The sequence below is a fragment of the Campylobacter showae genome (assembly GCF_004803815.1).
Taxonomy (GTDB): domain Bacteria; phylum Campylobacterota; class Campylobacteria; order Campylobacterales; family Campylobacteraceae; genus Campylobacter_A; species Campylobacter_A showae.
The window spans coordinates 388,251-413,956 of record NZ_CP012544.1 but is presented as its reverse complement, the minus strand read 5'-3'; the positions used below and the strand labels follow the sequence as shown (position 1 = coordinate 413,956).

Annotated in this window: 22 protein-coding genes and 1 pseudogene; 8 read left to right on the top strand and 15 right to left on the bottom strand. The window is 45.5% G+C overall.

The genetic code is table 11. The features are described from left to right. The first annotated feature begins 56 nt into the window (after positions 1-56). The gene (locus CSHOW_RS02080; protein ID WP_171992803.1) at positions 57-4,331 is read left to right on the top strand and encodes a beta strand repeat-containing protein; all 4,275 of its coding nucleotides are present in this window, start codon (positions 57-59) and stop codon (positions 4,329-4,331) included. Between the two features lie 452 nt (positions 4,332-4,783). Here the strand turns inward: CSHOW_RS02080 and mnmA are convergent, their stop codons facing one another. Further along, positions 4,784-5,800, bottom strand: a complete 1,017-nt coding sequence (mnmA, locus tag CSHOW_RS02075) for a tRNA 2-thiouridine(34) synthase MnmA (RefSeq protein ID WP_002947569.1) — start codon at positions 5,798-5,800, stop codon at positions 4,784-4,786. 641 nt (positions 5,801-6,441) lie between these two features. On the opposite strand from mnmA, the gene CSHOW_RS10515 reads away from it, so the two are divergent. Beyond that, positions 6,442-6,576: a hypothetical protein gene (locus CSHOW_RS10515; protein WP_002947564.1), complete on the top strand. Its 135-nt coding sequence runs from the start codon at positions 6,442-6,444 to the stop codon at positions 6,574-6,576. 9 nt (positions 6,577-6,585) lie between these two features. Here CSHOW_RS10515 and CSHOW_RS02070 read toward each other — a convergent pair whose 3' ends face one another. From CSHOW_RS02070 to aroQ, 10 genes and pseudogenes are all read right to left on the bottom strand, one after another. Then, positions 6,586-7,182: an LOG family protein gene (locus CSHOW_RS02070; RefSeq protein ID WP_039895134.1), complete on the bottom strand. Its 597-nt coding sequence runs from the start codon at positions 7,180-7,182 to the stop codon at positions 6,586-6,588. A 381-nt stretch (positions 7,183-7,563) separates the two neighbouring features. Next, a complete protein-coding gene (gene fliY / locus CSHOW_RS02065) occupies positions 7,564-8,397 on the bottom strand; it encodes a flagellar motor switch protein FliY (protein ID WP_002947560.1) in 834 nt (277 codons plus the stop codon). Further along, positions 8,390-9,496 carry a flagellar motor switch protein FliM gene (gene fliM, locus CSHOW_RS02060; RefSeq protein WP_002947559.1) on the bottom strand — a complete coding sequence of 369 codons (1,107 nt, stop codon included), beginning with the start codon at positions 9,494-9,496 and terminating at the stop codon, positions 8,390-8,392. Before fliM ends, fliY begins: the two co-directional genes overlap by 8 nt. Beyond that, a complete protein-coding gene (locus tag CSHOW_RS02055; RefSeq protein WP_171992833.1) occupies positions 9,496-10,191 on the bottom strand; it encodes an RNA polymerase sigma factor FliA in 696 nt (231 codons plus the stop codon). Before CSHOW_RS02055 ends, fliM begins: the two co-directional genes overlap by 1 nt. Continuing rightward, positions 10,175-10,528: a hypothetical protein gene (locus tag CSHOW_RS02050; protein ID WP_002947554.1), complete on the bottom strand. Its 354-nt coding sequence runs from the start codon at positions 10,526-10,528 to the stop codon at positions 10,175-10,177. The genes CSHOW_RS02055 and CSHOW_RS02050 overlap by 17 nt, the downstream gene beginning before the upstream one ends. Positions 10,529-10,543: 15 nt before the next feature. After that, the gene (locus tag CSHOW_RS02045; RefSeq protein ID WP_002947552.1) at positions 10,544-11,410 is read right to left on the bottom strand and encodes a MinD/ParA family protein; all 867 of its coding nucleotides are present in this window, start codon (positions 11,408-11,410) and stop codon (positions 10,544-10,546) included. Next, a pseudogene (gene flhF, locus CSHOW_RS02040) lies at positions 11,403-12,811 on the bottom strand (flagellar biosynthesis protein FlhF). The gene CSHOW_RS02045 and the pseudogene flhF overlap by 8 nt, the downstream one beginning before the upstream one ends. 112 nt (positions 12,812-12,923) lie before the next feature. Next, positions 12,924-13,424 (bottom strand): 2-amino-4-hydroxy-6-hydroxymethyldihydropteridine diphosphokinase, encoded by a 501-nt coding sequence (gene folK, locus CSHOW_RS02035; RefSeq protein ID WP_002947549.1) that lies wholly within the window; start codon positions 13,422-13,424, stop codon positions 12,924-12,926. Continuing rightward, the gene (locus CSHOW_RS02030; protein WP_002947548.1) at positions 13,421-14,446 is read right to left on the bottom strand and encodes a M24 family metallopeptidase; all 1,026 of its coding nucleotides are present in this window, start codon (positions 14,444-14,446) and stop codon (positions 13,421-13,423) included. Before CSHOW_RS02030 ends, folK begins: the two co-directional genes overlap by 4 nt. Positions 14,447-14,459: 13 nt before the next feature. Further along, a complete protein-coding gene (gene aroQ / locus CSHOW_RS02025) occupies positions 14,460-14,948 on the bottom strand; it encodes a type II 3-dehydroquinate dehydratase (RefSeq protein ID WP_002947547.1) in 489 nt (162 codons plus the stop codon). Positions 14,949-15,039: 91 nt separating this feature from the next. Here aroQ and mqnF point away from each other — a divergent pair, with 91 nt between their 5' ends. The 4 genes from mqnF to CSHOW_RS02005 all read left to right on the top strand — a co-directional run bounded on the left by mqnF (position 15,040) and on the right by CSHOW_RS02005 (position 18,028). Next, positions 15,040-16,266 (top strand): aminofutalosine deaminase family hydrolase, encoded by a 1,227-nt coding sequence (gene mqnF / locus CSHOW_RS02020; RefSeq protein ID WP_002947546.1) that lies wholly within the window; start codon positions 15,040-15,042, stop codon positions 16,264-16,266. 155 nt (positions 16,267-16,421) lie between these two features. Further along, on the top strand, positions 16,422-17,291 hold the full coding sequence (gene sppA / locus CSHOW_RS02015) for a signal peptide peptidase SppA (protein ID WP_002947545.1): 870 nt from the start codon (positions 16,422-16,424) through the stop codon (positions 17,289-17,291). A gap of 15 nt (positions 17,292-17,306) precedes the next feature. Continuing rightward, complete coding sequence (locus CSHOW_RS02010; protein ID WP_002947544.1) at positions 17,307-17,621, top strand: hypothetical protein; 315 nt, start codon at positions 17,307-17,309, stop codon at positions 17,619-17,621. A gap of 107 nt (positions 17,622-17,728) precedes the next feature. Then, the gene (locus tag CSHOW_RS02005; protein ID WP_002947543.1) at positions 17,729-18,028 is read left to right on the top strand and encodes a hypothetical protein; all 300 of its coding nucleotides are present in this window, start codon (positions 17,729-17,731) and stop codon (positions 18,026-18,028) included. Between the two features lie 371 nt (positions 18,029-18,399). On the opposite strand, the gene thiF is transcribed toward CSHOW_RS02005, so the two are convergent. The 3 genes from thiF to ribD form a co-directional block, all read right to left on the bottom strand. Further along, positions 18,400-19,254, bottom strand: coding sequence for a sulfur carrier protein ThiS adenylyltransferase ThiF (gene thiF, locus CSHOW_RS02000; protein ID WP_002947541.1), 855 nt, complete (start codon positions 19,252-19,254; stop codon positions 18,400-18,402). Positions 19,255-19,381: 127 nt separating this feature from the next. Beyond that, on the bottom strand, positions 19,382-19,918 hold the full coding sequence (locus CSHOW_RS01995) for a hypothetical protein (RefSeq protein ID WP_002947540.1): 537 nt from the start codon (positions 19,916-19,918) through the stop codon (positions 19,382-19,384). Between the two features lie 177 nt (positions 19,919-20,095). After that, entirely contained in the window at positions 20,096-21,211 is a 1,116-nt protein-coding gene (gene ribD, locus CSHOW_RS01990) for a bifunctional diaminohydroxyphosphoribosylaminopyrimidine deaminase/5-amino-6-(5-phosphoribosylamino)uracil reductase RibD (RefSeq protein WP_002947538.1), read from the bottom strand. A gap of 162 nt (positions 21,212-21,373) precedes the next feature. Between ribD and CSHOW_RS10375 the strand changes: the two genes are divergently transcribed. Continuing rightward, positions 21,374-22,195, top strand: coding sequence for a DUF3137 domain-containing protein (locus tag CSHOW_RS10375; RefSeq protein ID WP_002947537.1), 822 nt, complete (start codon positions 21,374-21,376; stop codon positions 22,193-22,195). 289 nt (positions 22,196-22,484) lie between these two features. Here the strand turns inward: CSHOW_RS10375 and bamA are convergent, their stop codons facing one another. Beyond that, the gene (gene bamA / locus CSHOW_RS01975; protein WP_002947535.1) at positions 22,485-24,755 is read right to left on the bottom strand and encodes an outer membrane protein assembly factor BamA; all 2,271 of its coding nucleotides are present in this window, start codon (positions 24,753-24,755) and stop codon (positions 22,485-22,487) included. A gap of 80 nt (positions 24,756-24,835) precedes the next feature. On the opposite strand from bamA, the gene CSHOW_RS01970 reads away from it, so the two are divergent. Further along, on the top strand, positions 24,836-25,666 hold the full coding sequence (locus CSHOW_RS01970; RefSeq protein ID WP_002947534.1) for a prephenate dehydrogenase: 831 nt from the start codon (positions 24,836-24,838) through the stop codon (positions 25,664-25,666). Positions 25,667-25,706 lie beyond the last annotated feature (40 nt).

The window sequence follows — 25,706 nt, the reverse complement described above, 5'->3', positions numbered from 1 at the left end:
CGTAAATCGTATTTAAAACGTTAAACCTATAACCGTAACTAAACAAGGAGTCCTCAATGGCAGTAACTCAAGCGCAAGTAGCACAGCTTTACGTAGCGTTATTTAACCGCGCACCCGAAGGAGCAGGCTTTAACGCATGGGTAAACGCGGGAGCAAACAGTACGATAGCTAAGATGGCTAACGATATGCTATCTTCTCCGGCGGCCCTAGCCTATTTTAACGGCAGCATAGATCACGATAGAGATTTCGTAGAGATGCTCTATAAAAATATCTTAGGCAAAGACTATTCTCAAGACCCGGACGGTATTAACGCATGGGTAAAACACATTCAACTAGGTAACTCAAGAGGAGATACCGTAGCTAAACTATTTGAAGTAGCTACTTCTGCTATAGCAAAAGCAGCCGACCCTGTAGCCGCTAAGGTATTTGAAAATAAAACGGCCATCTCTCAGTATATGGCCGAGAAGATAGCAGATATTCCGGCCGATCAAACCGGAGCTTACGACTACTCTTTATTCCAAGAGATAATAGCGACTACGAATAATACCAACCTAGACGAGCAAAAAGCAAAAATAGACGCTCTTATAGCTCCTACTATCCACAATCTTTCAGCAGACGCTAACGACGTAAGCGGAACAGGCAAATCAGACGTATTTAACGGAGCAGTATCTGCTACCGTAGGACAAACTACGTTTAAAGCTACCGATAAGCTAGACGGCAAGGGCGGAAACGATACTTTAAATTTAGACCTATACACTAACTTCTACGGAATGACTAACGGAACCGGAGAGGTTAAAAATATAGAGAATCTAAATTTGACCAACAAGACCAACGGCGATTTAAGATTTGACACTAAATATATCCATAACCTAGAAACCATCACCTTAAACGGCGAGAATAAGGTAGACGTTATTAACCCGGAGAACAAAGTAAAACTTTTAGTCAACGATCTAAAACTAAGCGGAAACGGCGATACGGGAAGATTAAATCTAATCTATAATACCGACGTATTAGCCGGAAGCAACGATAACCAGGAAATCGTCGTAAATAATGTAAACATGGATAAAGACGCTAGAATAAACATAACTACCGTTAACGGAGACCATATAGAAGCTCTAACCATTAACGCCGTAGGAGGAGCTAGCAAGCTAACTAATTTTACATCAAATACGATTAGACAACCAGACCAAGTTGCAAGCATAAAGACTATGCATATAAAAGGAACGGCTGATCTAACGGTAGATACTACGAGCGGGCTATATAGCTTTGACGCTACCGAATATAAAGGCAACAAACTAATCGCAAACGTAAAAGCCAACGGATACGTTCAAAGCATAAAAGGCAGCGGACAAGACGACGTATTTAACGTAACCGGAGCCAGCGGAAGAATCATACCTATCGACGGAGGAGCCGGCAAGGATACGGTAAACTTCATAGACGCTATAAACGGAAACCAACACGTAGAGATGACGGGAGTGGAAGTACTAAATATCAACACCAACGCTTCAGTGCTAGACTTTACCAGAGCGCAAGAGATAACCGAGCTTGGCATAAACGGAACTAGCGCCACCGTAAATATACTTAACTCTAAGATAGCAAAAGTAAACGCAAAAGCTACCAACTCTACAAACGTAACTATAAACAATAGTACCGATATAAGAGATTTCGTTATAGAAAAAGGTAACGGCAGCATAACCGCAAACGGAACAGAAAAGCTAAACGTCAAAGTAGCCAACGCTAGCGACGTACCTGCAAGCCAAGGCACCACTAGTGCAAGCGTAGTCTCAAATACCGTAAAAGAGCTAGACTTTACCCTAGAAAATACTACGGCTAACAGTAGTACTTTTTATCAAGATATAAACAGCGTATTTGCTCTTGAAACGCTAAACGTAGTAAATAAGACCGATAAAGATATAACGGCTAGTATTACGGCGTTAAACGCTTCGGGAAGCCACGATACGAATGCCTACAACCTAAAGACTCTAAACGTGGAGACAAAGGGAGACTATACTATAAACAATAAGCTAAGCGGCATCAGTAAAATCAATCTAAAAGGTACAGGCGACGACACTAGCGTAACTCTTAGAGCAGTAGGCGATAAGACCTATCTTCCGGTTCCTCTTCAAGGCGTTCAAGATATTTCTTTAAAAGCCGAAGGATTAAAGAATTTAAGCGTAGCCGCAAACGATAAAATATATACCACCAGAAACGTAAGCCTAACCTCTACTACCGATAAAGAGGACTCTACGGTAGCGTACGGAGAGATAGGAGATAGAGATAACGATAAAAAGGTAAACAACGTAACCGTAAGCGCCGTAGGACAAAAAACGTTAACCGTAGGAAATATAACCGCAGTGGGAGATGTAAGTCTGACGAGTAAATTTACGCAGGAGGGGTCTGTGGCTAACTACAATGCAGGAACCGTGCGCACAACCGGCGACATAACCATAAATCATACCTCAAATTCGAATATAACTGACGGCGTGATAAATTTCCTATCACACGCCGAGGCAAGAAATTTTACCGTAAATGCAAGCGGATATAAAGAACTAAATATAAACAACAGTACAAACCAAAGAATAACCGCGACGGGCGATATGACGTTTAACTTAAAAGCTAGCGTAGCAGGAAGTATCGCAGACATAGGGCATACCCTTCCTTTTGACATCAACAATGCGCCTATAAAAGCTAAAAGTTTAACATTAAACGCTACCGCAGACTACGGCATAACGGACGCCGTTTTAAAGCTAGGCGACTACTGGGGCGACATGGGCCAGGGCGGCGACATAAATATAACCGCCGTAAATCAAAAAACCGTAAGCCTAGGCTGGCTAAGAGGCCTAAACAGCGGAAACGATAACAAAAAGAGCGACGTAAATATAAATTTAAGTACAGATATACAAGATAGTGACGTAACCATAGGCTACACTACATCAATACATCCGTACACTAAAGGCATAGGTCATAATGGAAGCCAGATGGTGAAAAACGTAAATTTAAAAGCACACGGACAAAAGACGTTTAAGGCCGAAGCCATCATGGCCGCTAAAGATACAAAAATAAACATAAATGGTAGCGGATTGGATTCTACGGCAGAATTTAATAGGATTATCAGTCGCGAAGGCATTACTATAAAAGCAGACAACTTAAAAGAGCTAAAAACTGGATCTATATTGGCATCTCAAGGTAATATAAATATAAGCACCGGAAGTTTTGACGCTATGCAATATGCAGAATTTAACTCTGGCTCAAATAGTGTTCATATGGCTGGAGTGAATATAAATTTGGACATCTCAAATGTCATAGAACCCGTAAACAGCCGTGTATCGCAACCAGGGCAACATTGGGATAAAGCTCTATATTTAAGTGCAGGTAAAGCGCTTAATATCAAAGGCTACGTCGGAGATGACGTAACAAAGATATACGCCAGACTCGGTGCCGCAGAAAAGAATGCGACGGCCGACATCGTAAACGTAAAAGGAACGATAATGGGGGGATTGTCTATATCGCCGAACAATAAAACCGAAACCATGACCATAAAAGGCGGTATAACCAATCCCGCAAGTATCCTAGCTATAGACGGCGGCGTAAATCATAACTCAAATCTAACGGTAGACTTAAGCTACATGCCTAAACTAAAATCAATCGATCTAAGCGGCTACAACAATGCAAGCGGTACGAACAAAATAATTATCCGATCGACCGAACTAGAAATATCGTCAATCAAAGGTTCGTCTACCAAAGACGACATAAGTATAGCCTATGCTACAAACACCAAACTAAAGACCGTAGATACCGGTACGGGCGACGACGAGGTAACCTTTGGCGGAAATACTACTCAAACCCACGATATAACCGTCAACCTAGGCGAAGGAAACGATACTGTCACTACTGCGGCATTAACCGCTAATAAAAAATTCCAAATCAGCGGCGGAGCGGGTAACGATACGTTTAACCTAGGAGCTTCTACGACAGACGCTAGCGCTAGCAAATACGTAACGATAACCGATGCAAACAGAGGCGATAAGATAAGCTTAGGTAGCGCCGGTGCAGCTACGTTACAAAAAATAGCTCTAAACGTAGACGGCAGAGCCGATCTAAAAACGGCTATAAACGATGCGCTAGGTAGTCTAAGCTCTACAGCGGCAAATACTATCTATGCGGTATACTACGGTAACGATACGTATCTAGTAAGAGATGCTAACAGCAATAAGGCCTTAGACGCTAACGATAACTTAGTTAAACTAGCAGGTATCTCAAATTTTGACTTGTTAAACGCTAACTCGGTAACCGAGGGCGGAATAAACTATATCCAGATAACTAACGCGTAATCTTAAGTGGAGCGGAGTTTTTCCGCTCCCTACGCTATACGACTAACGCCTATCAACTCTATAGCCAATTTTACGCAAACATATCTAAATGTAACTCTTTTTAGCAAATTTAAACCCTAACTACTAACCGAGCAACAATCTTTCGCGGTTAGTCTCTTAGCGAGCATACAAATCAGTAAAACCAACTTTTACTCCACGAGGCCATAAAGGCACTTTTCCTACAAACCAAACCATACGCAAAGCGATTTCCGATTTTAAAAAAAGCAAATTTAGATCGTGAATACTGGACTCCTAAAACTCGATTATTTATAAATTTAAGCGCATAAAAAAAGGTCGCCAAACAGTAAAATTTGAAGTTAAATTTGTAGATTTCGCCGAAACGCTGCTACCGCAAACGCCTCGGCAAGAGAGTCAAATTTGACCGCTCGAAGCGATCAAATTTAAGATAAAATTTACAGTATAAAACCGCTACCGATAACCAACTCGCCTCTGTAAAATACCGCAAGCTGCCCGCTAGCCACGCCAAATGCGCTCTGCTTTAGCTCGACCTCGGCAGTGCCGCCATCTAGCACTTTTACGTGCGCGTTTAGCCCGATGCTGCGGTAGCGAACCTTGACGTCGCAGTCAAACTCGCTCTCGTCCACGAACAAATTTAGGCTATTTACCGCGATTTTGCCGCGCTCGAGCTCCTCTTTTGGGCCCACGACGATGCGGTTATTTTGCGCATCGATAGCGAGTACGAAATGCGGCTCGTGCGCCCCAAACACCTCAAATCCGCGCCTCTTGCCGATCGTATAGTGCATATAGCCGCTGTGCCGCCCGATCACCCTGCCGGCGCTATCGACCACGTCGCCTGGCAGGTCGGTCTCGTAGTGCTTGTTTAGCACCTCGATATAGGTGTCCTCGACGAAGCAAATCTCGCTACTCTCGGCCTGCTCGCCGTATTCGCGAAAGCTCGGCAGCGACTTTGCCAGCTCTTTTATGTCTTTTTTAAATTTATCCCCGAGCGGGAAAATCATATCGGCGATTATCTCTTTTGGCACCTGTGCGACGAAGTAGCTCTGATCTTTGCTAGGATCGGCGGCGACTCTGATCAGACCGTCTTGCACGCGGATATAGTGGCCCGTGGCGAGCTTTTCGCAGCCGATACTTTTAGCAAATTTTAGCAGCTCGCCGAATTTTATAAAGTGGTTGCAAAGCGCGCAGGGATTTGGCGTCTTGCCCTCTTTATAGGAGCTAACAAACGGCGTATAGACGTATCTGTCAAACTGCTCTTGCAAATCAAGCACGTGATAGGGGATGCCCAGATACCCGCACGCACGGGCGACTTTATCGATATTTTTTTCATGATATCCGGGCTTTTTGTGTAGCTTCATATAGCAGCCCACGACCTCGTGACCCGCTTCTAGCAGCATTTTGGCGCTCATGGTGGAGTCGACGCCGCCGCTCATGGCCATTAGTATTTTCATTTTTCTTCCTATTGTGAGGGCTTGTCTTTTTAGCGCTTTTTGCGGAGTTTGTAAATTTTCGGCTTGATGAACTATATGTTCTATCTACGCCAAAAATTTACAAACTCCGCAAAAATCACCTAAAAATACCGCACCCTAAAGTTTTGTATTTTAAATTCAGCTTTAAAATTTACAAATCTCACCCTAGCCCCACAATAAGGCAAATTCGTATAAATTCGGTGCGATTATATAAAAATTAGCTTAATGCGCTATAAATTTGTAAATCTAGGTTCGCAAGCAGGGTCAGCATTTATCTTTGCTTTGCTTTAAATTTTATGCGCCGAGACGATGTAGAATTTGCAAACGGCGATGACGCGGTTAAATTTACCGCTTTTTACGTAAAAAATAGGCTTCGTGGGCAGAGAAAATGTATAAATTTAAACAGGGTGCTTGGAGCGTAAATTTGAAAGATTTCCTCACTAAATTTACTAAAATGCAGGCGGGCTAAATTTGCAAAAATCAAAATTTAACGCCGAACGCTAGATAAATGTAGCCGGCAAATTTACCGAGCGAATTTAACTAACCCTCAAGCCTTGTAGTATTTTAGAGCTTTAAATTTTCGCGTACCGTATGCGCCGTCGTAGCGGCAGTTAAAATCAGCAGTGGACGCGAGCAGCGTCAAATTTGAGAGCGATACGGCCACAAATAGCGATAAAAACGAGGCAAATCAGCACAAAAGCGATCCTATCTCGCATCCCGTCAAGCTTCGCCAAATCCTCGAAATTTATAAAATTTAGCGCACTCGCCTAGTCTAAAATCCGCAAAATTTCATCCCGCACGGCATCCAGATCGTCGCTGATCGTATAAAGCGACAAATCCTCCTTGCTGACGGCCTTCTCGCGTATCAGCGTGGTTTTGATGAAATCATCCAGCTTGCTCCAAAACTCTCTACCGATGAGGAAAATTTTAGCTTTTTTAGCGCCGATTTGTGCTAGCACCAGGATCTCAAATAGCTCATCAAGCGTCCCAAAACCGCCAGGAAACACCAAAAATGCGCTTGAACGCTCGATAAGAGCGAATTTGCGAGCGGATAGGTTAGAAAAAATAAAGCTCGTCGTGGCGTATTTGTTCGTCACTTGCTCAAACGGAAGCACGATATTTAGCCCGACGGACGGACTTTTACCGCTCTCGTACGCGCCCTTGTTCGCCGCCTCCATCACGCCCGGCCCTCCACCGCTAATCACGGCAAAACCGCCGTTTGCAAGCTCTTTTGCGAGACTAAAAGCCATTTTGCAGTATTTGCTATTTTCGTCAAATCTTGCCGAGCCGAAAAACGTAACGCTCGGATTTTTGTATGTCATAAAATCCCTAAATTTAGCCAGATCGTTTAAGATTTCATCCATCGTCTCTCTTTTTAGTTTAAATTTACGCGCTAGAACCGTAAACCGCTACCGAATTTACCGCGCAAGCATAAAAGCGATGATAGCTAAAACGGATTTAAAAATAGATGACGCGCGATTAAATTCGAGATAAATTTAAGTATGTTTTAAATTTGCAAAATCGCTAAGACGGTTTAAATTTAGCCGAATTTATCAAAGGCTTTGGTATCAAACGACGCAAAACCCACAAAACCGTCGCCTTAGTTTTTAGTGCGTAAATTTATTCTCCGGTTTCTAAAAATAGGCCCGCTCGTAAATTTAGCCTACGCCGCGATTTTGCTCTAAATTCGGCCCGGCCGCGGCTTGATTTTAAACGCCTTTAGAAAAATTCGTCCAAATTTAGCCCTAACGTAGCTGCTCTAGGCGCTCTTTTTTAGTACCGATCTGAGTAATCTGGATGCCGAAGTTGCCGTCTACGATGACGACCTCGCCTAGGGCTACGACCTTGTCGCTGATCAAAATCTCAAGCGGGTCATTTGCGAGCTGATTTAGCTCGATGACCGAGCCTATGTCCATCGTGAGCACGTCTTTAAGCAGCATTCTTTTTGAGCCTATGCGAACGTGAAGCGGCAGGCACACATCCATTATGAGCCCGATATTTCGCATTTCCTCGATGCTTAAATCGCCTTTTGCGGGGGTTGCTTGCTGGGCGGGCTCTTTGTGATCTTTATTTAAAAATTTCACCAATGCAAAATCAAGCACTACGGCGATTTGCTCGCTGACGTCTCCGATTTTAACGGAATAGACGTATATTTTTTCAAACGCGTTCAAATCAAAATTTGCGCTCTCGTCGAGGAAATTTACTTTCGCGACCTCGAAATTTAGCTTCGGCATGCCTTTTTGCGCGCCAAGGCTCGTAGAAAATGCGCCCATGATATTTGAAAACACCTCTTTAGCGGCATCCAGCTCGTCCTCGCTTAGATTTTCGTTGCGCGAGATCTCTTCTTCTCCGAGCATCCACTCGCCGATCGCGCTCATCAGTACCGGCGTGGCTACTAGTATCATCTTTGCCGTCGTATCGCCGCTAACAGCTATGTTTGCAACGGCTAGAGGCGGCTTTATGCCCTCTTGCTTAGGAGCGTCGTATTCGTTTCTCTCGCCTATCTCGGGCGTCCTACCCGTTAGCCCTTCGACCGTAGCCTTTACCTCGTTTACGAAAATTTTAAAAAAATCATTCATTGTTTTCATCCTCGCCTAATATATCATCGTCTTCGTACTCATCCTCGTGCTCTGTGCTCATGAGTTTTGCTCTGCGCTCTTCTTCGTACTGCTCGAGGATGTTTTTGATCTCGTCTTTGTCGCTTCTGATTAGCTCTTCTATACGGATAGATTTTCTAAATCTATGCAGCCCGACCTCAGCCAAAAACACCTCTTTTTTATCGATCGTTACGATAGCTTTGTCGTTTGCCGAGCGGTCAAGGCGCAGTATGTCGCCCTCTTTTAAATTTAAAAACTCGTTTACGCTAACTATGCTTTTACCCAGTATCGCCTCATATAGCACCTCGGCGCGCCCGATCAGCGTTTTTAGCTCTTTGTTTCGGCTCTTTTTCGCGCTCGTTTCGCCTAGCATTATATCGCGGTTAGCTAGGCGGCTTAAGATCGGCTCTAGGTAGATGACCGGATAGCAGATATTTATCATGCCGCTTGAGTTGCCTACAATGATCTCCATGACGACCATTATCACGATCTCGTTTTGGCTTACGATTTGCACGACGTTTGGGCTACTTTCTTTAGCCTCGACGTTTGGGTACATATCGGTGATCATCGACCAGCTCTCTTTTAGGCGCTGCATCATCATCCTTAGGATCGCATCGAGCAAATTTACCTCGATATCAGTTAGCTCCCTGCTGGTCTCAAAGCCCTCACCGTTACCGCCTAGCAAGCGATCTATCATCGGAAACGCGATGCTTGGGTTTATCTCCAAAACGCAGTTGCCGTCAAGCGGCTTGATCGAAAAGACGTTAAAGCTAGTGGGACTTGGCAAACTCATCAAAAACTCGCCGTACGTCATCTGATCGACGCTATGCAGGCGGATCTCCACGATACTTCTCATAACGCTTGAAATTTGAGAAGCCAAATTTCTCGCAAGCTTGTCGTGTATGCCCTTTATCGCGCGCAGCTGCTCTTTACTCACGCGGTTTGGGCGTTTAAAATCGTAAATTATTACCTGCTGCTGTTCTTCTTTTTTTGATTTTTCGCCGATAGATTCGCTAGCATCGTCGTCGTCCACGACTTCTAGTAGCGCGTCTATCTCTTCTTGACTTAGAATGTCCGCCATTATTTACCCTCAAGCTTTTTTCTTATTTTTTCCATCAAGCGCTTATGTATCTGCGAGATTCTGCTTTCGGTTATTTGCAAAATTTCGCTGATCTCCTTTAAGCTCAGCTCTTCGTAATAATAAAGCTGTACGATGAGCTGATCGCGCTCCTCAAATTCGTTTAAAATTTGAGTTATCTTTTCTATCAAATCCTCTTTTTCGACCCGTTCTAGCGTATTCTCCTCGCTCATTAGCTCCATTTGATCGTCGATGTTTAGGACGGCGACGACGGCGCTCACGTTTCTTGCTTCGCTTACTTTTTCTACGTCGATACCTAGCTTGCCTGCGATATATACATCGTCGGGTTCGCACTCGAATTTATTAAAATACTCATTTACTAAAGCCTCGATAGACTTTACCAAAGTACGGTCCGAGCGGCTAACCACGTCAAGCCCGCGTAAAAAATCAAGCATCGCGCCGTAAACTCGCTTTTGCGCATAACCCCAAAACGAGTCGTTTTGCTCTTTGTCGTATTTTCTAGAGAGCTTTACCATCTCCTCTAGCCCAGCGCCTATCAGATCGCTAACGTCGATATGAGCGGGCAGGCGTTCCTTTAGCCTAAAAGCCATCGCGCGAAGAGCGGGCGTGTAGGCTAGCACGACCTCGTCTTGTTCTTTTTTTAAATTTGAGGCATAAGGATTATGCGGCTTTTGCATTTCTTTCGCCATTTTTGCCTAGCGCTTGTTTTATTAGGATATTTTCGCTAGCTAGCTTACTTAATATATTATCTATACGCTTTTCTCTAAGAGCCAGTTCGCCGATAAGATAATCAGCTGTTTGCTCGTATTGCTCTTTATCAAATCTCTTTTTAAGAGATAATCTTACGTCGATATAGTTCATTATGATAACGTGAATCACGAGATAAAAGAAAAACGTAATCACGAAAGTATAAAGCAACATCTGTATCGGGTCGCTTAACTTTAACGCCGAAAAAACGACTCCCGTAAAAAATCCGCAAACAGTAAAAAATGCTATAAAATTTTCCGCTTTCAAAACTAAATCCTAAATTTAAAATTGCTCAATCATGCGCCTAAAAAAGGCGCTAAAGCTATTGACTTGACCATCTTTAAGCACTTTTTGTTCCAATCTTGAAATAAGTCTTTGAGCTATCTGATTTAACTCCAAGCTCGGCAGGCAAAATTCGCTATCGTCGGTAAATAGCGTGCGCTGTTTTATACTCTTTGAGACGTTTTTATCCTCGCTAATAGCGCCTAAAAACTCCAAATTTAACGGATTTTCGATATTTGCCTTGGCTACTTTTTGAATATGCTCAAATATCCTCATTGCCTCTTTTTCGTTTTTCACCATGTTAAAAACCATCAAAAGATTGTCTTTATCTTTTGAAGTGATTTTTATAACGGCATAGGCATCCGTTATCGCTGCAGGATCGGGCATAGTAACCACCACGACCTCGTCTGCCGCCTCTAAAAATAGCCGCGTGTTTCCGCCTATACCCGCGCCCGTGTCGATGATGATAAAATCAAGCCCGTCAAGGTTCGCCGACTCGGCAAAAAACTGCTCGCACAAAAATTGATTGTTAAATTTTAATATCTCCTCGCCGCTTTCACCGGGAATCAGCGTCAAATTCGGCTTTATTTCGATCAAAATATCTTTTAAGGAACATTCGCCTTTTAGCACGTGAAGCAAATTTTTATTAACGCGCACGTTTAAGATAACGTCTAAATTCGCCAGCCCGATATCCGCGTCAAAAAGAGCGACTCTATACCCGCTTTTGGCCAAGACGTTAGCCAAATTTGCGCTTATGGTGCTTTTACCTACTCCGCCCTTTCCGCTAGTTACAGCGATAAAATACGTAGTTTTTGCTTTGGCTTGGGCGGCCACTATGCCTTTTAGTTTCTCGGCCTGATTACTCATTATGTTCCTTGCTAAATCCCTCTAATACGCAACTTACTAAAAATTCGCTCTTTGCCACCAAGATATCGTCCGGTACTTCCTGTCCGACGGAAAAAAAACTAACCGGCTTGTTCGTCTCGTAAACTAGCGAAAATACGTTACCGAAAATTTTGGTTTCGTCAAATTTGGTGATAATCAGGGTATCGATGTCAAGAAAGCTAAAACCGTTGTAAATTTCAAGCATATCTTCGATCTTTGCCCCAGCCGATAGCACCAGATGCACGTCTATATGCGTATCCGAGCTTTTTAAAAATTTTTCTAGCCTTGATAGCTTTTCTTTATCGTACTGCGAGCTACCCGTGGTGTCTATGAGGATAACCTCACAGTGATTTAGCTGCTTTAGAGCGTTTTTAAAATCATCAACTTCGATAACGTCAAGGATCGGAAGCTTCATCATCTTGGCGTATTGAAACAGCTGCTCGACCGCCCCGATACGGTAGGTATCAAGCGTGATGATGCCAGTTTTTGCACGCTTACCGTCTCCATACGCAAATCTTGCAGCAAGTTTAGCTAGAGTCGTAGTTTTACCCACTCCGGTCGGCCCAACCAGCATCATTATCTTTTGTTTTCTATCATCCTCTTCGCTCCTGCACGGCAGCATCTTTCTAAGCAGCGAGCTAAAATATCTCCTAACCGCAGTCGGATTAGCCTTCATCTGAGGCGACATATTTTCCACGGTTATTTTCATTATCTGCTCTAGGTGCTCTTCTTTCATGCCGCTATTTTTGGCATCTTTGTAGATGCTGGCAAACTCGGGCGGTATGCTTAGGTTGTTTCTAGCACCCGCTCGCTCCTCCCAGAACATATCGGCTATCATATTTACTTTTTCGCTTAGCATACTTACTTGCCTTGCGACGTCGTCTATCTTTTTATCGTAGTTTTGATCTTGGCGACTAGGCATAGTTTCGATATTTGCTATTTGGCTTATCTCTTTTGCGGCTTTTGAGATGTTTAGGAGTATGTCCTCGCCGCTATTTTGAACTGTTTTGTAGTTTTGATTTTGCGAGGCTGAGCTCGTGGAATTTTGGCTAAAATTTGCCGAAGCTAAAGCGCTTTGAGCTTCGACTTCAAAAAGCTCGCGCTCGTCTAAAATGATCTTTTGCGGCCTTTCCTCTTTTGCTACCTGAGCGCGCAAAAAGTCCTCGTAGCCCTTTAAATTTTGCTTTTGCGGCTGATTTTTTTTCTGCTCGCTCGCATCCTCTTCGACGCTGACTAAAATTTCATAAAGCGGCTTTTTGTTTATCGTCTTTGGCTGAATTTGCTTCGTCGTTACCAAGATCGCCCTCTCGCCGCACTGAGCCTGCGCCTTTTTAGCGCCTCCATACTGCTCTCGCCGGTAAACGTATAAAACTTCGTCGCCAAATCTTCTCCTTCGTTTCTCGCTAAATTTCGCCGCCTCTAGCCAAAATCGTCGCGGCAAAGGCTATGCATTTTCCGTTCCCGCTTCAAATTTAGGCTTTGCGGCCGCTAAATTTTAAAATCTCACTCCGCTTTTATAAACGCGTTTCATCGTCCCAAGCGGCAAAATCACGCTAGCCCTGCTTTGCGCGCCAGGATGGGGCAATGTTAGCCGCACGTCGTTTCTGCTTCTTCCGCTAAAATACAAAATGTCTATATCAAGCGTCCTAGGCGCGTTTTTAAAGCTTCTCACGCGTCCAAAACGCCTTTCCAAATTTGCCGTTATTTTTAAAATTTGCCTCGCGGCAAGGCTCGTTTGCACAAGCATAACGGCGTTTGTGAAATCCGCCTGCTCTTTAAACCCAAACGCCTCGTTGATAAGGAGCACCGAGTTTTCTACGACGTGAAACCTACTATCTCGGCTAAGTTTAAAATGCAGCCGACAAAAGCGCTTTTTCACGTCGCCGATATTACCGCCAAGCCCTAAAATAACGCTATTTTTAAAACCAGGTCTAAAATCAAAAACCTTCGGGAAAAAGAGGCATTTATCAAACCGTCTCGCCCCCGCTACCCTCATAAAATTTCAGCCCCGTTTTCGCGCACGACCACGACGTCCTCGATGCGCACGCCAAATTCGCCGGGCAGATAGATCCCAGGCTCCACGCTAAAGACCATCCCCTCTTTTAGCACGGCCTCTCCGCGCTTTGAGATAAACGGAAGCTCGTGGATATCGACTCCGACGCCGTGTCCGGTGCTGTGAAAAAACGCTTCGCCAAGGCCCTGAGCGGCGATAAAATCCCTAGCCGCAGCATCGATCTCGCTCGCTTTTTTGCCGGGCATAACCGCCACGATAGCAAGAGTTTGCGCCTCTTTTACGATCTCGTAAATTTCTTGCTGTTTGGCGTTTTTAAAATTTTGCTCCTTGCCGAAGTTAAAATTTTCGTCAAAGCACGCCGTACGCGTCCTATCCGAGCAGTAGCGATTAAATTTAACCCCCGCGTCAAGCAGGAGTAAATCGCCCTGCCGTAGCCGCTTTTTACTAGGCAGAGCGTGCGCCTTGGCGGCGTTTTCGTTGATCGCGACGATAGGCGAAAAGCTAAGCGCGAGCTCGCCCTTTTTCTTAAAAATAAGCTCGGCGTTAAAAAACAGCTCCTCTTCGCTCATCCCTTCGCCGTTTTCGCGCACGAACGCGGCAAATTCGTCAAACCTTTGGGCGCCTAGTTGCGCCGCGCGTTTTAAAATTTTTATCTCGTCTTCGGTTTTTACTATGCGCGAAATTTGCGAAAAATTTGACCGCGCCTTAAATCTTATTCTAAGTCCTTTGCTAAGCGCTTCCCACTCGCCCGCGCTAAAATCGTAGGGGTTGTAACTAAGCTCACGAACGCCCGCCTTTCGCAAAAACAGCCGCGCGTCTTTTATCAAATTTCGCTCGACCTCGATCACCTCGGTGTCTTTGCAAAGCTCGCGCGCCTCGATGCTATAACGCGCGTCGGTGAGGAAAAATTTGCGCCCCGCGAGACTCAAAAATATCGCGTTGTCGCAGCTGTATCCGCACTCGTAAAATACGGCGTTTTCGTCCTTTAGGATAAAATTTTTCAAATTTTGCCTCGTTTTACTCCGCTTTTTCGCCCACTCTTGCGGCTTTCATAGCTTTTATCTGCTCGAAAATTTGCAGCATCGCAATCATGGCCAGGTGGTAGCCCACAGGCCCAAAGCCCACGATCTGTCCCGCGGTTACCGGCGCTATGAGGCTTTTTTGGCGGAATTCTTCGCGGCGGTGGATGTTGCTGATATGCACCTCGATGACCGGAAGTCCGACGGCTGCGATAGCGTCGCGGATCGCGATAGATGTGTGCGTGTAGGCGGCTGGGTTTATGATGATGCCGTCAAATTCGCCGAAGCACTCTTGGATCTTATCCACCAGCTCGCCCTCGAAATTGCTCTGAAAAAACTCGATCTCTATATCGTTTTGCTCGGCAAAAAGCTTCATCTGCGCGTGGATATCCTCCATCTTCATCGAGCCGTAGACATCGGTCTCGCGCGTGCCTAGCATGTTGATATTCGGGCCTTGGATGACCATTAGTTTAGATTTTGTTTCCATTTTTAGCCTTTTAAAAGATTTAAATTTAGCCTTGATTATACATTTTTTAAGCTAAATTTTCGCTACAATCACGAAAAATAGGAGCTTAAAAATGATCATCGTTAAACCGAAATTTACAATGCCGTGCGACGAAAATTTTACAGTTTTAGAGGACGGGGCGGTCGCTTTTGATGAGCGTATCCAGGCGGTTGGGGAGGCCGAGGAACTACGCAAAAGATACGAGGGCGCGCAGTTTTTCGAGTATCCTGACGCCGTTTTGGCGCCGGCATTCATCAACCCGCACGTGCACCTGGAATTTAGCGCGAACAAAACCAGCCTCGTTTACGGCGATTTTTTAGAGTGGCTAAGCTCGGTTATCGCCTCTCGCGGCGCGCTCTCGCAGGCAGCAAACAAGGACGTCATCGCCTCCGCGATAAAAACCATGCAGCGTAGCGGCGTGGCGAGCTTCGGAGCGGTTTCTAGCTTTGGCGGGGATTTGGATGCATGCGCGAACTGCGGTGGCAGGGTCGTGTTTTTTAACGAAATTTTAGGTACGAATGAAGCTGCGTTAGAGCAAAATTTGGCAAATTTTACCGCCCGATTTGACGCGTCGCTAGAGCGCAAAAGTCCGCTTTTTACGCCTGCGGTTTCGGTACATTCGCCCTACTCTACGCACCCTGATTTGGCCGCTGCGGCGCTAAATTTAGCCCGCGAGCGTGGGCTGGTCGTATCAACGCATTTTATGGAGAGCGAATACGAAAAAAGCTGGCTAGAGGGCGGTACGGGCGGCTTTAAGGAGTGGCTGGGCAAATTTAACCCAGCCGCGCGCCCGCTTTATACGCCAAGCTCGTTTGTAGCGATGTTTGCGGGCGTTCGCACGCTCTTTACGCACTGCGTTTGGGTGGATGATTTTTCGGGCTTTGACCGCGAGCTTCACAGTCTCACGCACTGCGCGGTTTCAAACAGGCTACTTAGCAAACGCACGCTAAATTTACGCACCGCGCTAGATGCTGGAGTGAGCATAAATATCGGCACGGACGGGCTTAGCTCAAATATAAGCCTAAATTTCCTTGACGAACTGCGGGCAAATTTACTCATTCACGCAGATTTTGATCCGCTAGAGCTAGCTAAAATCTTGCTTCTATCATCGACAAAAAACGCGGCAAATGCGCTAAATTTAGACGCAGGCGAGATAAAAACAGGCAAGCTAGCCGACCTCGCGCTCTACGGCGGTTTTGCAGACGCTGACGCGGCACAGCTACCGCTCATGCTCATCTTGCACGCCAAGGGCTGCGAGCGGTTATTTGTAGGCGGTGCAGAGGTAAATTCAAACGATTAAGCCGAATTTGCGGTTTAGACTTTGGCGCGGCAAATGCCAAATTTAAGCTCAAATTTGAGTCCGTTTTCCTAAAATCCGTCCGCTAGCTAAATTTATAAATTTAAATGGTAAAATGCGCCCGAATTTCACGAAAACGATAAATTTAAAGGAAAAAAATGGGATTTTTAAGATTTATTTTTGCGCCGATCGCGGCGATTTTTAGGTTCATAAACACCTATTTTAAGGCGATGTTGTTTTTGCTCATTGTATTTTTGATATTTTTTAGCGGCAAAGGCGAGAGCGTAAATCCGCCCAACCTAACCCAGATCAACCTCTCAGGCGCGATCATGGACGCCGGCGAAGCGCTAGAAAAGATCGAAGCCGCGCGCAAGGACGGTAACATCAAGGGAGTCCTGCTCTACATCGATAGCCCGGGCGGCGCGCTGGCGCCTAGCGTCGAGCTGCACCTCGCTGTCAAAAATCTACGCGCCGCAAAGCCCGTAGTCGCGTATGCGGGCGGGTCGATGACTAGCGGTAGCTACTACGCGGGTGCCGGCGCAAACAAAATTTTGGCAAATCCGGGCGCGTTTATCGGATCGATCGGCGTGATAATGCAAGGCGCGGATGCTAGCGAGCTAGCGGCTAAAATCGGCGTCTCGCAGCAAGTCGTAAAAGCGGGCGAGTATAAAGAGGCGGGGACGTTTCTGCGCCCGTGGAGCAAGATCGAGCGCGAGCAACTGCAAGAGCTCGTAAACGCCAGCTACGAGATGTTCGTAAGCGACGTGGCGGCCGATAGAAATCTAGACGCAAACAAAAGCAAAGAGTGGGCAAACGCGCGGGTATTTCTCGCCAGCGACGCCGCAAAACTCGGGCTCATCGACGAGGTGAGCGATTATTATTCTGCGCGCGCTGAGCTAGAAAAGCTAAGCGGCGTGGCCGAACCCGTCTGGGCAAAGCCGTCCGTCTACGAAAAAGCGATGCAAAAATTTATAAATCAAGGCGCAAATTCGCTAATCTCGGCGTTTTTTGAGGCTAAGGCGAGGTAAATTTAAAGGCGCGCCGTGAAAATAATCTCGAAATTTAAAGATAATTACGACTTTATGGTGTCAAAATACGGCCTTGACGAGACGTTGGTCTACGACCGTAGAAACTCGACTCCAGTCGGCGCGGATGAGCTATGGAAACTAAACCAAATAAATCAAATAGATTTTGAGCAAAAACTGGGCGGCTACCGATTTACTGACGGTAAATTTATAAATTTAAACAAAACCGACGTCAATGAAGTTCCGCGCCTGCTGCACTCCATCATCTTTATCGGTCAAAATTTGGTCCATATTTTCGCCGCTGACGGCAAGATCTATACCACCTCGATCTAAAAGAAACCGACAATAAAACTGGGATCTTGACGTTTAACAACGGTTTTCGCGCCTATCCCATTTCGCAGTTTCGGCAAACCAGCGATTATGCTACGAGAAAGGATATTTTGCTCGACATAAAATACCCCCTAGACGCCCCCTGCGAAAAATCGTTAAAAAACATCGTTCGCGACGGTAAAGCGATAAGCGCAGACGAGATTTTAAATGCACCGATCGTGCTTTTTAAAAAGACGCAAACTACCGACTTCGTAGAGATAAATCCGCAGCTTAGCGCGATGGGGCTTTATCTGGACGCTGATTTCGTGTGGCAGAGCTTAGTAGAGTTTTTATCCGCCAAAAAGGACGCCTCCGTCCCGGTAGGCGCAATCCCAAACGATATAAAATCGCCGGCAAGGGCTTTGACGTAAAACGCTCGTTTCATCCAAAGATGAAGTAGCATAGGCAAATTTACTTTTTGCTGGGCAGGCGGCCACTTGGATAAATTTTGCTACAAAATTTGAAACTAAACTTCGATGCGACCAGCCAAGCAAAAACGACTAGCAATAGACCTGGTAGGTAAATTTGGTCAAATGTTATATAAATTAGACGCAAATTTACAAATTTTGCATACGATAAATAACCGATTTTAAAGCCAAATTTGACGCTGCAAAAATGCAAACTCTCAACTTTATCGCAACGAAATTTCCTCAAATTTAACACAATCAAAAACTCGCCAAAGCCAAATTTGAGCGCGAGTTAAAAATGCCAAACCACTCGCCAAACGTCACTGCCGCCAAATTTAAACCTCCTCAAGCCCCATCAAAAGCCTGATGGCGAGGTTTGCTTGATGATTTGCGCAGATCGCCACGCGCGCGGCCATGAGCCCCTGCCCTACGCCAGCGGCGTTTTGCAGGTCTCCGCATAGATATACGTTTCGCGCAAATTTGACCGTTTTTATGAGATTTGAGCTAAAGTGCCCCGCCATGCCCGACGCGCCGACGATCTTTTTATCCCGCAGGCTAGCACCAGCTTCGTTTACTATCATCGCCTTGCCAGCGACGTTGTCAAACGCCTCGCAGATGACGCCACACGGCGCAAAAATCTCGGCGACGTTGCCCGCATCTAGCGTCACGTCGTGCGTCTCAACCTCGACGAAGGGATTTACCTCGGAGATGAGCTCTTTTAGCGCGTCCGTTTTTTTCATGCCGATGTGGCGGACGAAGTACTGCTGGCGGTTTAGGTTGCTAGGCTCCACGACGTCAAAGTCGGCCAGCACGAGCTTGGCGACGCCCGTGCGAGCTAGGCTTAGCGCGATATTTGAGCCAAGACCGCCCAGCCCGGCCACGCCCACGCAGCCGCTAGCTAGCGCCGCGTTTAGCTCGGGGCTGTTCCTGGAGGCGATCATAGCTTTTAGCACTTCGCGCCCAGGCATCACGCCCCGCCTGATAAATACTACATTTGAGCCCTCTTTTAGCTCCAAATTTTCCTTCGTCGCAAAGCCGTCTAGGATAAAGATATCGGGCTCGCTCGCGTTAAATTTGGCTAGAAATTTATACATCTCGCCATTTTTATCGCCCAGAGCCTCGTTTTTTAGCTCATCCATCGTGTTTGCCGCGACATGGAATTTCTCTCCGTTTAGCGTTATCTCTTTCATTTTTCTCCTTTAAATTTACAAAATCATAGCGCAAATTTATAAAATATTTCGTTAAAAAGTCGGCATAGTCGCGTTTTTAAATATTTGCGTAATCTACCGTACGCAAAATACGGGCGCTAGTTTTATCTTAAATTTTAGGTTTTGCCGTTTGCTTTTTATATAAGATAAACGTAACTACTAGCGGCATAAAAAACAAGATAAACGCCACAATAAACTCTAGCAAACTTGCACGGTTTGACGCAAGCGCCATCGCGCCGGAAAAAGCCAAAAATCCACTGGTGCCAAAAGCGATGCCGAAAATTATTTTTTTAAACGGCGACATAACTGCTTTGTTGCACTCGCTTTTAATATCCTCATAGCTTTTTTGGCGTTTTTGAGCTATGGTTTGTAAGATGGCTTCATTAGGATTCGTTTCGGTATGCACCTTGCTTAGTATTTCGTCTATTTCAAACACCAAATCAGTCAGCCGTTCGCGCCTTTTAGCAGATAGCGCTCCTGAAAAATTTATTTTTTGAATTTCGAGACCTATTTCTTTTTGTATCCATATGAGCCTATCAAATAATGCGTTATTTTCGCTTCTTTTGAAAAAATCTGAGCTATTTAGGCCAAAATCGCTAATTGCTACATATGTTATCGTTTTTACGTCGTATCCACATCTTTGCAAAAAATCGCCTAGGCAAAATTGGGAGACTTAAGCTACGTTTTTTAAAAATTGTTCCTTTTTGGCTACGGCTATCTGTGTCTGCGTCATCTTTTTTGCCCCGAAGCTTTGACTCAAATAAATCCTAAAGCCGCCGCCAAGACTTTTACTAAAACTCAATCGCATGTAAATCTCCTCGTCTTATAAGATGCCGCGCGTAATCAAATTTTGAAACGAATTTATAAATTTATACCACCCGTAAACGTCGCCATCAAGCTCGCCGTGAAACAGCGGCTTGAGCTTTAAATTTAGCCTCGCCGCGGGCGCGTCTAAAAACTCGCTTGAGTGGTAGAGTAGTAGCCATTTTGCGCGCTCGTCTAGGGTTTTTAGCGCATTTTCGCCACCCTCAAACATCGTTAAACGCGGCGCAAAGGCTTCGTTTATATCGCTCGTTACGCGCACGCTCCTGCCCTCCACGCCAAAAAGCGGTATAGACGCGTCAAACTCGCGCTCGCGCGAGTAGATCATCACGTTTGGATTTTTGCCGTGCTCTATCAGCCTGGTATCTAGCCTCGGGCGGTCGGCGCGGACGGTGGCGCCGCCGATAACTAGCAGCTCGGCCGCGCTACGCAGGCGGTGAGAGTGCGTGCGGCTGGCTAGATTTGAGATGATTTTGTTCTGCGCGGTACCGACTGCGACGCCGTTTGCGCTAAGGGCGAGCTTGAAAAAGCTAAAATTTCCGCTCTGCCACGCCAGAAAAGGCTCCACCAGCTCATCCGCCTCACGCCTTAACACGTCAAATTTGACTGATATGCCGCTGCTTTTCAGGATATTCGCACCGCCGCTTGCTACGGTATTTTCGTCGCCTCTAGCGATGACGACCTCAGCAAATTTTAGCCGACTTAAAAGCTCGGCGCAAGGCGGCGTTTTACCGCGGTGGGCGCAGGGCTCGAGCGTCACGTAGGCCTTGGCGCCTTTTAGCAGATCGCCGTGATTTTGCAGGATGTATTCATACGTGAAATTTGGCTCCAAGTCCGCGTTTTCAAGCTCGGCCGCGTTTTCAAATTTGACGCCCAAAGCCGCATGATAATCGCGCAAAAAATCGCGTAAAAATGCCTCGCACTTTTGGCAGAGCGCCAAAAGAATCGCGCTTGGCTCGGCATGTAGAAAGCCCGCCTTTTTATGCGCGGCGACCGAGAGTAGCCTACCGCTGGAATCTAAAATCACGCAACCGACGGCTGGATTTGGGTAGGTTAAAATTTGAAACTCCCAAGCCTTTTTTATCGCTAGAGACATGTAAAATTCGTCGTTTATCATCGCTTTTGCCTAGTTAAATTTGGGGTATTATACTAAAATTTGCGCGGCGGATTTTTAAATTTAGCGACTTATTTTTACTATTTTGATCTCCAAACCCGCACCTTCACGGCGTAAATTTCGCTAAAATTTGCTCTAAACGTAAAATCCTAAAAGAGGCAAAATTTGAACATAAACGAAGCCATAAAGGCAACCGCAAAAAAGCAAAAAGAGTGCATACGTGCGTTTGTAAAGTATCTGTTTTTAGGGGTTTTGTTTATAGCTGTTCTGCCCGTGGGCGGTGCATTCGCCGCAAAGTATCTCTTGGATAGCAACCCTGCTTCGCTATTTTTCATCATTATCTATATCCCGTTTTTTCTCGTCGCGTTAATGGCTAACGCAAGCCGAGCGATTGACGAGCTGAGGGATTACGAAGCGTTTTACAAAAACGTTTTCGTCCGCGCGGCTATCCATGATGTTGATCTAAATTTTAGCTATGACCCGCTTGCTGGCATCAGCCGTAAAGAATTTCGCAGGATCGGCATTTATTCGCCTGACGAGTTTCGCGCCGAAGACCTAATTAGCGGAACGTATAAGGGCGTCAAATTTAGCCTCAGCGAAGCGGTCGATATCCCAAACGACGCGAAGCTAAATTTAGGCGACTCGGCGGCGTTAAATTTACTCTCCGCGATAGTTTTTGCATGGGAGACGATGAAGGATATGCAGGCATTCAGCGGCTCGGTCTTGGTCTGCGAGTTTTACAAGAAATTTAGCAGTCAAACGATAGTCGCGAGCCGCACGCTAAATACCAAATTTATAGGTGAAAAAGAGCAGATGGACGATACTCTTTTTAACGATGAATTTAGAGTTTTTACAGACAACAAGGTCGAAGCAAGATATCTTTTGACGCCTACGTTTATGAGACGTTTGTACGAGCTAAAGGAAAAATTTGCGGGAGATATGGGAGTGAGCGCGGCGTTTATGGACGATAAATTTACCTATTTTTAAACGGAGCAAAAAACAAATTTGAGACGACGCTCTTTTCGCTACCGCCGAGCCTTTATGACGTAAATCAGATAAAAAAGGAAATTTCAGAGCTTTTATCTATCATAGATGAGTTAAATTTAAACCTTGATATTTTTAAGTGAGGGAAAATTGGGATTTTGTAGACAAAATTAAATCGCAACGCAAATAAGGCAAAATTTACTATAAATTTATATCGAGATAAAAGCTGTATTTATGGGATAGAAAGTTAAAAACGGCGTCTTACCACACAAAACGCCGTTTTATTGTAATATTAGAAACGTTGTCCGATCGTAAATTCAAACGTACTCGTATCGTCGCCGTCTTGCTTTTTGAGCGGTTTGGCAAAGATTAGCTGTAGCGGCCCCATAGGCGTTACCCACTCGATACCTGCGCCCGCGCTATATCTGCTGATACGCCCGTCGACATAATCCACGATGCCAGGCGCAGTTACGTTTGCGATTCTGCCGCGAATGACGCCGTAGTCAACAAACAGCACTCCGCGCATCTTTACGCGTTCTATTAGCGGGAAGCTAAGTTCCGCCGAGCTGTTAAACGATGTATCGCCGCCCGTCTCGTACCAGCTACCGCTGGCGACTTTGACTTTAGGCGAGACAGTTCTACTCTCAAATCCGCGTAGATTTCTGATGCCGCCTAGATATAGTCTCTCGTTGATAGGCACCCAGCCACGGTCCCAAATTTTACCGAAGCTTGATTTGAATCTAAAAATAAGGTCGTAGTCCACCCACTCTCTGATACCTTGATACCAGTTAAAATTCGTTCTGCTCTTTAAAAATTTCTCGTCGCCGCCAACGCCTGCAAACTCTAGGCTAGTGCTTGCGATGATGCCCGTGCGAGGTAGGTAATAATCATCCGTGCTGTTATATGTAATAGACGGTATGAGCGAGCTTTTTAAGCTCTTGCCGTCTTTGTACCCGACGGTTTTTAGCACGTCGCTAAGCCCACTGATACGGCTTTGCTCTATGATGTAACCCAAAGACGCGCTTAGATTTCTAGTTAGTTTTCTACCTACGACGACGTTTAGACCGTATGATTTCTCGTCGTAGTTATTCCAGCTATAGTCGTTAGCATATAGCGTGCCGCCTAGGCTGTACTCTGAGTCAAAAAGGCGCGGGTTGGTTAAACCTATCTGGCCGGAGAGCTCGTTGTCACTCCTATCAACGCTTATGACGCCTTTCATGCCGCTACCAAATACGTTCGTATCAGACACGCTCGCGTTAAGTAGCAAACCGTCCGAGCTACCGTATCCAATACCGCCGCTGATCGAGCCCGTGGAGGCCTCTTTTACTTTTACGAGTAGATCGACTTGGTTTGCTCCGACGCGCTGCTCCTCGATCTCGACCTCATCAAAATAACTCGTTCGCTTTAGCGCGTCCTTACTGTCTTGTAGGTCGGTTCTGCTGTATAAATTTCCCTCCGTGAGATATAGTTCACGCCTAACGACCCTATCCACGGTTCTGTCGTTACCTGAAATTTGCACGTTTCTTATATATACTTTTTCGTCCGGCACAACCTCATAGACAATACTTACCGTCTTATCCTCGACGTTTTTCTCGGTTTTTGGATTTATCCTTACAAACGCATAACCCTTGTCCGCTACGATATCGTCGAGCTTTTTCATGTCTTGTCTTAGGCGAGCTGAGTTCATCACGTCGCCGCTTTCTAGCCTAAAGTCTTTTAAAATTTTCTCTTTATCAAGCTCTAAAAACTCAGGCGCTTCTATATCTACGCTAGATACTCTATACTGCTCGCCCTCGGTTACGTAGTAGGTGAGATCTGCCGTGTAGTTGTCCATGTAGGCGTTTAGATACGGGTTTGAAACCGTCGCGTCTAGGTAGCCTTTTTGGTAGTATTTATCTTGGATTCTCGCAGGATCGTTTGGTAGCTCGAAAAGCTTAACCTTACCGTCGTTTCTGCCCCACATCCAGCCCATAAATTCGCGCTCTTTGTTCGCTACTACGGGCTCTACGTCGTCATAATCAAAAAGCTTCGCGCCGACTAAATTTACGTTTTCTATTATGATATTTTCGCCGCGGTTTATGTTCATCGTGACAAAAAGACTGCTTTCATTGCCCGCCACCGGCTCTTTGGTTACGTCTATGACCGTGTCGAAGTAGCCTTTTGACTCGTAGTACTGCCTAATGCGCTCTTTTGCGCGCTCGATGGCTAACTCGTCGTACATATTGCCTTGCTTGATGTTGATTAGTCCGTCGATGGCGGTTTTATCGTTAGTCACTACGCCTTTGATATCGATACGAGCGATGCTAGGCTTTTCTTTTACCGTTACGGTCACGTCGCCGCCCTTGTTTTCGATGTAGATATCGTCGAAATAGCCCTGTCTAAACAGCTTTGCGATCGCCCTATCCGTGCTATCGACATTTAGCTCGTCTCCGACTTTTAGCCCCATTATCTCCTTTGCAGTTTCTGGGGACAGATGCACGAGACCTTTAAAATTTATGGAAGTTATCTGCTCGGCATTCGCCAAAACTGCGCCCAAAAGTAGTAGAAAAACGCTTTTTTTCATTGATTTAACCTAAAAATGATGATAAGGCTGTATAATAGCACATTTTATTTTTAAACAATATAAATTTAAAAGGCGAATTTATGAAAATCGGTATCGTAGGCCTAGGACTCATCGGCGGCTCGCTAGGTCTTAGCCTAAAAAACGAAAAACTAATCAGCTGCGTTAGCGGCATGGATCTAAGCAAAGAGCACGAAAAACAGGCGATGCAGCTCGGCCTCGTGCATGAAATTTTAACCCTTGAGCAGATGAAGCAAAAGTGCGATATGATATTTCTAGCCATCCCAGTCGAAGGCATCATAAAAATCGTCAAAGAATTTGAAGGCATCGGCGAAAACACGACCATCATCGATCTTGGTAGCACTAAGCAAAAAATAATCGAAGCCGTACCCGAGAGCATCAGGCAAAATTTCATCCCCGCTCACCCGATGGCAGGCACCGAGTACTCCGGCCCTACTGCAGCTTTTTCGGGACTTTTTAAAGACGCCGTCGTAGCCATTTGCGACTTTAAAGAAAGCGGCGAGATGCACGTCAAGCGCTCGGTCGAGCTGTTTTCGCACCTGGGCATGAAGATCATTTTTATGAGCGCGGCGGAGCACGACCATCACGCCAGCGTCATCTCTCACCTACCCCACGCCATCAGCTTTTCGCTAGCTAGCAGCGTACTAAAAAAGGAAAACAAAAAAAATATCATCGCGCTAAGTGGCACGGGATTTAACGGCATGATCAGGATCGCCAAAAGCTCGCCCGTGATGTGGACGGATATCTTTAAACAAAACAAGCAAAATTTGATAAATTCGATAGACCTTTTCAAAAAAGAGCTGGACGAATGCGAAAATTTAATCAAAAACGAGAAGTGGGACGAGCTGCGAGAATGGATGAGCGAAGCTAGAAAAATACGCGAAATTTTATAAATTCAGGCGCAAATTTACCTTAAATTTATCGCTTTTTAGT

Excerpts from the sequence above, each read along its gene's own strand:
- CSHOW_RS02070 (WP_039895134.1), bottom strand. The coding sequence starts at position 7,182 with ATGGATGAAATCTTAAACGATCTGGCTAAATTTAGGGATTTTATGACA.
- folK (WP_002947549.1), bottom strand. The coding sequence starts at position 13,424 with ATGAGGGTAGCGGGGGCGAGACGGTTTGATAAATGCCTCTTTTTCCCG.
- fliM (WP_002947559.1), bottom strand. The coding sequence starts at position 9,496 with ATGGCGGACATTCTAAGTCAAGAAGAGATAGACGCGCTACTAGAAGTC.
- mnmA (WP_002947569.1), bottom strand. The coding sequence starts at position 5,800 with ATGAAAATACTAATGGCCATGAGCGGCGGCGTCGACTCCACCATGAGC.
- sppA (WP_002947545.1), top strand. The coding sequence starts at position 16,422 with ATGGGATTTTTAAGATTTATTTTTGCGCCGATCGCGGCGATTTTTAGG.
- CSHOW_RS02045 (WP_002947552.1), bottom strand. The coding sequence starts at position 11,410 with ATGAGTAATCAGGCCGAGAAACTAAAAGGCATAGTGGCCGCCCAAGCC.
- CSHOW_RS02080 (WP_171992803.1), top strand. The coding sequence starts at position 57 with ATGGCAGTAACTCAAGCGCAAGTAGCACAGCTTTACGTAGCGTTATTT.
- thiF (WP_002947541.1), bottom strand. The coding sequence starts at position 19,254 with ATGAAAGAGATAACGCTAAACGGAGAGAAATTCCATGTCGCGGCAAAC.
- aroQ (WP_002947547.1), bottom strand. The coding sequence starts at position 14,948 with ATGGAAACAAAATCTAAACTAATGGTCATCCAAGGCCCGAATATCAAC.
- fliY (WP_002947560.1), bottom strand. The coding sequence starts at position 8,397 with ATGAATGATTTTTTTAAAATTTTCGTAAACGAGGTAAAGGCTACGGTC.
- ribD (WP_002947538.1), bottom strand. The coding sequence starts at position 21,211 with ATGATAAACGACGAATTTTACATGTCTCTAGCGATAAAAAAGGCTTGG.
- CSHOW_RS02055 (WP_171992833.1), bottom strand. The coding sequence starts at position 10,191 with ATGCAAAAGCCGCATAATCCTTATGCCTCAAATTTAAAAAAAGAACAA.
- mqnF (WP_002947546.1), top strand. The coding sequence starts at position 15,040 with ATGATCATCGTTAAACCGAAATTTACAATGCCGTGCGACGAAAATTTT.
- bamA (WP_002947535.1), bottom strand. The coding sequence starts at position 24,755 with ATGAAAAAAAGCGTTTTTCTACTACTTTTGGGCGCAGTTTTGGCGAAT.
- CSHOW_RS01970 (WP_002947534.1), top strand. The coding sequence starts at position 24,836 with ATGAAAATCGGTATCGTAGGCCTAGGACTCATCGGCGGCTCGCTAGGT.